Raw genomic sequence first — 6,153 nt, forward strand, 5'->3', positions numbered from 1 at the left:
GAAACCAGAAGTGGACCCGACCGTGTCGCTCGACCTCAGTGTGGATCGTAGCTCGCCGGTTCCGTTGTACTTCCAGCTCTCGCAGCAGCTGGAGGCCGCCATCGAGCGCGGCAGCCTCACCCCGGGCAGCCTGCTGGGCAACGAGATCGACCTGGCCGCGCGGCTCGGCCTGTCCCGGCCGACCGTGCGCCAGGCCATCCAGTCCCTCGTCGACAAGGGGCTGCTGGTGCGCCGCCGCGGCGTCGGCACCCAGGTCGTGCACAGCCAGGTCAAGCGCCCCCTGGAGCTGAGCAGCCTCTTCGACGACCTGGAGGCGGCCGGTCAGCGCCCCGCGACCAAGGTGCTGGTCAACACCGTCGTCCCGGCCTCCGCCGCGGTCGCCGCCGCGCTCGGCGTCGGCGAGGGCGCCGAAGTGCACCGCATCGAGCGGCTCCGGCTCGCGCACGGGGAGCCGATGGCCTACCTGATCAACCACCTGCCGCCCGGACTGCTCGACCTGGACACCGCCCAGCTGGAGGCGACCGGCCTGTACCGGCTGATGCGCTCCGCCGGCATCACCCTGCACAGCGCCCGCCAGTCCATCGGCGCCCGCGGCGCCACGGCCACCGAGGCCGAGCGGCTCGCCGAGGCGGAGGGCGCCCCGCTGCTCACCATGCAGCGCACCACCTTCGACGACACCGGGCGCGCGGTCGAGTTCGGCGACCACACCTACCGCCCGACCCGGTACTCCTTCGAGTTCCAGCTGCTCGTCCGCTCCTGACGAGCCGGCCGACACCGGTCACAATGTCCGGACAATGCGAACGGTGTCCACGCCCCGGCCGTGTCAGGGGCGTTTCCCATGTTCGATACTGGAGCGTTTGGGGCCGCTGAGGAATCACCGGCCCCTCGCGTACGTACGAACACGGCAAGAAGGGCACGGCCTCGTGGCACGGTTTCGGACCTGGGTAGGCATCGCGCTCGCGGGGGCACTGTCGCTGTCCCTCGCGGGCTGCAGCAGCACCGGCGGCAAGCGGGCCGAGGACGCCCGCAGGGCCGCCGCCGCCCAGGGCAGGGCGGCGGTGAACACTCCCCGCTGGACCTTCGCGATGATCACTCACTCGGGGGACGGCGACACCTTCTGGGACATCGTGCAGAGCGGCGCCAAGCAGGCCGCCGTCAAGGACAACATCAACTTCCTGTACTCGCACGACGACAACGCCCAGCAGCAGGCGCAGCTCGTGGACGCGGCGGTCGACAAGAAGGTCGACGGCATCATCGTCACCCTCGCCAAGCCGGACGCCATGAAGGCCGCCGTGGCCCGCGCCGAGAAGGCCGGCATCCCGGTGATCACGGTCAACTCCGGATCGGAGGAGTCCAAGGCCTTCGGCGCCCTCGCCCACATCGGCCAGGACGAGACCATCGCCGGCGAGGCCGTCGGCGACGAGCTGAACCAGCGAGGCCGCAAGAGGGCCCTGTGTGTCCTGCACGAGCAGGGCAACGTCGGCCACGAGCAGCGCTGCGACGGCGTCGCCAAGACCTTCCACGGCACGCTGCAGAAGCTCTACGTCAACGGCACGAACATGCCCGACGTGCAGTCCGCCGTCGAGGCCAAGCTCCAGGCCGACCACTCCATCGACTCCGTCGTCACCCTCGGCGCGCCCTACGCCGACACCGCCGTGAAGGCGAGGAACGACGCGGGCAGCACGGCGGAGATCGACACCTTCGACCTCAACGCCAAGGTCGCGGCCGAGCTGGAGGACGGCACCCTCGGCTTCGCCGTGGACCAGCAGCCGTACCTCCAGGGCTACGAGGCGGTCGACCTGCTGTGGGCGTACAAGTACAACGGCGACGTCCTCGGCGGTGGCAAGCCGGTCCTGACCGGCCCGCAGATCATCACCAAGGACCAGGCGGCCGCGCTGGCGAAGTACACCGAGCGGGGCACCCGATGACCGCGACCACGCAGAGAACGGCCGGGACGACCTCTGACGAAAGGATTCTGCAGACCTCCCCGCTGCGGAGGCTGCTCACCCGCCCCGCGCTCGGCTCGGTCGTCGGTGCGCTCGCGGTCTTCGTCTTCTTCGCCTGCGCCGCCGACGGCTTCCTGCGCGCCTCCAGCCTCAGCACGGTCCTGTACGCCTCCTCGACCATCGGCATCATGGCCGTACCCGTGGCCCTGCTGATGATCGGCGGCGAGTTCGACCTGTCCGCGGGCGTCCTCGTGACGTCCTCGGCGCTGGTCTCCTCGATGTTCAGCTACCAGATGACCGCCGACACCTGGGTCGGCGTGGCCGTCTCGCTCCTGGTCACCCTGGCCGTCGGCGCCTTCAACGGCTTCCTGCTCACCCGCACCAGGCTGCCCAGCTTCATCATCACTCTGGGCACCTTCCTGATGCTGACCGGCATGAACCTGGGCTTCACCAAGCTGATCGACGGCACGGTCTCCACCAAGACCATCGGCGACATGGAGGGCTTCCCGAGCGCCCGCGCCGTCTTCGCCTCGACGCTCACCGTCGGCGGCGTCGACTTCAAGATCACCATCCTGTGGTGGCTCGCGCTCGTCGCCCTCGCCTCCTGGATCCTGCTGCGCACCCGCGCCGGCAACTGGATCTTCGCGGTCGGCGGCAACGCCGACGCGGCCCGCGCGGTCGGCGTACCCGTGGCCAAGGTCAAGATCGGCCTGTACATGGGCGTGGCGTTCGGCGCCTGGGTCTCCGGCCAGCACCTGCTCTTCTCCTTCGACGCCGTCCAGTCCGGCGAGGGCGTCGGCAACGAGCTGATCTACATCATCGCGGCCGTCATCGGCGGCTGCCTGATCACCGGCGGCCACGGCAGCGCCGTCGGCTCGGCGGTCGGGGCCCTGCTGTTCGGCATGACCAGCAAGGGCATCGTCTTCGCCGAGTGGAACCCCGACTGGTTCAAGTTCTTCCTCGGAGCGATGCTGCTCCTCGCGACCCTGCTCAACGCCTGGGTCCGCAAGCGCGCGGAGGCGACCAAGTGACACTCGTCGAGCTGACCGACGTCAGCAAGCACTACGGCACCGTCCGCGCCCTGGAGGGCGTCTCGCTGGAGGTCCACGCGGGCGAGATCACCTGTGTCCTCGGCGACAACGGCGCGGGCAAGTCGACGTTGATCAAGACGATCGCGGGCCTGCACCGGCACGACGGCGGCACCGTGCGCATCGAGGGCGAGGAGACGACTTTCTCCTCCCCGCGCGAGGCGCTGGACCGCGGCATCGCGACCGTCTACCAGGACCTGGCCGTCGTCCCGCTCATGCCGGTCTGGCGCAACTTCTTCCTCGGCTCCGAGCCGCGCAAGGGCGTCGGGCCCTTCAAGCGCCTGGACACCGATCTCATGCGCCGCACCACGCGGGAGGCCCTGCTCCGCATGGGCATCGACCTCAGGGACGTCGACCAGCCCATCGGCACCCTCTCCGGCGGCGAACGCCAGTGCGTGGCGATCGCCCGGGCCGTCCACTTCGGGGCGAAGGTCCTCATCCTGGACGAGCCGACGGCCGCACTGGGGGTGAAGCAGTCCGGTGTGGTCCTGAAATATGTGGCCGCGGCACGCGACGAGGGCCTGGGTGTTGTTCTGATCACCCACAACCCGCATCACGCGTACCTGGTGGGGGACAGGTTCGTGCTCCTGAGGCGGGGCACGATGGTGGGCAATTACACACGGGACGAAACAACGCTGGAGGAACTGACCCGGCAGATGGCCGGCGGCTCCGACCTGGACGCTCTGCGCCACGAACTGCAACGTGGTTAGGGGCGCCGGGCCGCACCCGTCCGCGGCCGTGCCTCGGGGCGCGCCCGGCCACGACGCACACCGCACCCGGCGCCGAGGGCGCACCGCTCCCCCTTCCCCGTACCACGCCCTTACCCCACGGTGAGGCACAATCGAGCCCGATGAGCACCTACCGCGACCTCACGGCCCCCATCGGCTCCCGCCGAGCCCCCGTCCTGCGAACGGTGGGTACCAGGGAACGCCGGTCACACCTGACTGCCCCCCGTGTCCCCACCGTCGGCATCGACATCGGCGGCACCAAGGTCATGGCGGGCGTCGTGGACGCCGACGGCAACATCCTGGAGAAGCTCCGCACGGAGACCCCGGACAAGTCCAAGAGCCCCAAGGTCGTCGAGGACACCATTGTCGAGCTGGTGCTGGACCTGTCCGACCGGCACGACGTGCACGCGGTGGGCATCGGGGCGGCCGGCTGGGTCGACGCGGAGCGCAACCGCGTGCTGTTCGCCCCCCACCTGTCCTGGCGCAACGAGCCCCTCCGGGACCGCCTGAGCGGTCGGCTGTCCGTGCCGGTCCTCGTGGACAACGACGCCAACACCGCCGCCTGGGCGGAGTGGCGCTTCGGCGCCGGACGCGGCGAGGACCACCTCGTGATGATCACGCTCGGCACCGGCATCGGCGGCGCCATCCTGGAGGACGGCCAGGTCAAGCGCGGCAAGTACGGCGTCGCGGGCGAGTTCGGGCACATGCAGGTCGTGCCCGGCGGCCACCGCTGCCCGTGCGGCAACCGCGGCTGCTGGGAGCAGTACAGCTCCGGCAACGCGCTGGTCCGCGAGGCGCGCGAGCTGGCCGCCGCCGACTCGCCGGTGGCCTACGGGATCATCGAGCGCGTCAAGGGCAACATCGGTGACATCACCGGCCCGCTGATCACCGAGCTGGCCCGCGAGGGCGACGCCATGTGCGTGGAGCTGCTGCAGGACATCGGCCAGTGGCTCGGCGTCGGCATCGCCAACCTCGCCGCCGCCCTCGACCCCTCCTGCTTCGTGATCGGCGGCGGCGTCTCCGCCGCCGACGACCTGCTCATCGGCCCCGCCCGGGACGCCTTCAAGCGCCATCTCACCGGCCGCGGCTACCGCCCCGAGGCCCGCATCACCCGCGCCCAGCTCGGCCCCGAAGCCGGCATGGTGGGCGCCGCCGACCTCGCCCGGCTGGTCGCCCGCCGCTTCCGCCGCGCCAAGCGGCGCCGCGTGGAGCGATACGAGCGCTACGAGCGGTACGCCCAGGCCCGACGCGACCGGGACACCGCATGACCGCCTCGCTGCCCCGCCAGGCCGCCCCGCCGCAGCAGCCGGGCCGGCGCGTCGAGGACCCTCGGCACAAGGCCAGACGCAGGGCGCTCACCCTGCTGATCATCGTGCTGCTCATCGGCGTTCCGGCGGGCTACCTGGTGATCTCCGCCAACCAGAGCCGCAACAGCGGCAAGGACAAGGAGGCGGCCTACTCCGCGACCGGCCTCACCGCGGGCTGGCCGTCCAGGGTGCAGCGCCGCCTCTACCAGGTGACCGTGCCGCACCCCGCCGACTACATCGCCTACTACGAGACGAACAACTGGAAGACCAGCCGCCTCTACGTGGAGTTCCGCACCAACGCGGCCGGCCTGGACAGCTTCCTGGAGTCCATGGGCACCCGCCGGGACCAGCTGAAGAAGGACGACATCGCCATAGGCGCCCGCGACCGGAAGGTCAGCGGCTGGAACTTCACCGGCACCGAACCATGGTGGGGCCTGAGCCATGTGCAGAAGAACCCGTCGCCCACCCAGGACGTGGTCGTGAACATGTCCGACCCCAACTACCCGATGGTGTACGTCGTCTCGCGCACGGTGCCGTAGCCGCGAGACCTCCGGCGAGGCACGCCGGCCGTGGCGCGGGCCCGGGGTGGCCGTCGGCGCCGATACACCCGTCGTGCGCAAGCCCCGGCCCGGCCGGGGCCGATTCGCCGGTGGTCTGCGGGCCCCGGCCGGTTGCCAGGGCCGATGCGCCGGTGGTGGTGCGGTGCCCCGGCCGGGCCGGGGCCGATGCGCCGGTGGTGTGCGGGCCGCGGCCGGGCCGGGGCCGATTGTCAGACCCCGCCCGTAGAGTCGAATACGTCTGATCCGACGCACGGGCGGGAGGTGGCAGGACGTATGAGCGGCACGGCTGCGGTGGCCGAGCGCACCGCAGGTTCCCGGGACGCCGAGACCGGGCACCCGGTCCCGGCGCGCCTCGCGTCCGTCTATCTGCCCGCGCCCGTCCCGCGCGAGGGCCGCATCGCCTTCTGGGACCCCGACGGCGGCCCCCTGCCCACCGGCACCGAGGCCGCCACCGAGGAACTGACGGTCGTACGGCGCCACGGCTCCGCTGTGCGCCGCCGTACGGTCCCCGCGCTGACCCTGCC

General features: G+C 71.2%; 7 protein-coding genes. All 7 read left to right on the forward strand.

Translation table 11 applies throughout. The features are described 5' to 3' along the window. Positions 1 to 22: 22 nt before the first annotated feature. On the forward strand, positions 23 to 760 hold the full coding sequence (locus ACLU3S_RS10960; RefSeq protein WP_413951584.1) for a GntR family transcriptional regulator: 738 nt from the start codon (positions 23 to 25) through the stop codon (positions 758 to 760). 163 nt (positions 761 to 923) lie between these two features. Beyond that, on the forward strand, positions 924 to 1,928 hold the full coding sequence (locus tag ACLU3S_RS10965) for a sugar ABC transporter substrate-binding protein (protein ID WP_413951576.1): 1,005 nt from the start codon (positions 924 to 926) through the stop codon (positions 1,926 to 1,928). After that, on the forward strand, positions 1,925 to 2,977 hold the full coding sequence (locus ACLU3S_RS10970) for an ABC transporter permease (RefSeq protein WP_413951577.1): 1,053 nt from the start codon (positions 1,925 to 1,927) through the stop codon (positions 2,975 to 2,977). The genes ACLU3S_RS10965 and ACLU3S_RS10970 overlap by 4 nt, the downstream gene beginning before the upstream one ends. Beyond that, positions 2,974 to 3,744, forward strand: a complete 771-nt coding sequence (locus ACLU3S_RS10975) for an ATP-binding cassette domain-containing protein (RefSeq protein WP_413951578.1) — start codon at positions 2,974 to 2,976, stop codon at positions 3,742 to 3,744. Before ACLU3S_RS10970 ends, ACLU3S_RS10975 begins: the two co-directional genes overlap by 4 nt. Before the next feature lie 140 nt (positions 3,745 to 3,884). After that, a complete protein-coding gene (locus tag ACLU3S_RS10980; protein ID WP_413951579.1) occupies positions 3,885 to 5,030 on the forward strand; it encodes an ROK family glucokinase in 1,146 nt (381 codons plus the stop codon). Further along, positions 5,027 to 5,608 carry a sugar kinase gene (locus ACLU3S_RS10985; protein WP_413951580.1) on the forward strand — a complete coding sequence of 194 codons (582 nt, stop codon included), beginning with the start codon at positions 5,027 to 5,029 and terminating at the stop codon, positions 5,606 to 5,608. The genes ACLU3S_RS10980 and ACLU3S_RS10985 overlap by 4 nt, the downstream gene beginning before the upstream one ends. A gap of 294 nt (positions 5,609 to 5,902) precedes the next feature. Next, positions 5,903 to 6,153 (forward strand): hypothetical protein (locus ACLU3S_RS10990; RefSeq protein WP_413951581.1); only part of this gene is annotated, 251 nt, incomplete at its 3' end.

Origin of the sequence: Streptomyces sp. AF1A, from assembly GCF_047340315.1 — a bacterium.
Classification (GTDB): Bacteria; Actinomycetota; Actinomycetes; order Streptomycetales; family Streptomycetaceae; genus Streptomyces.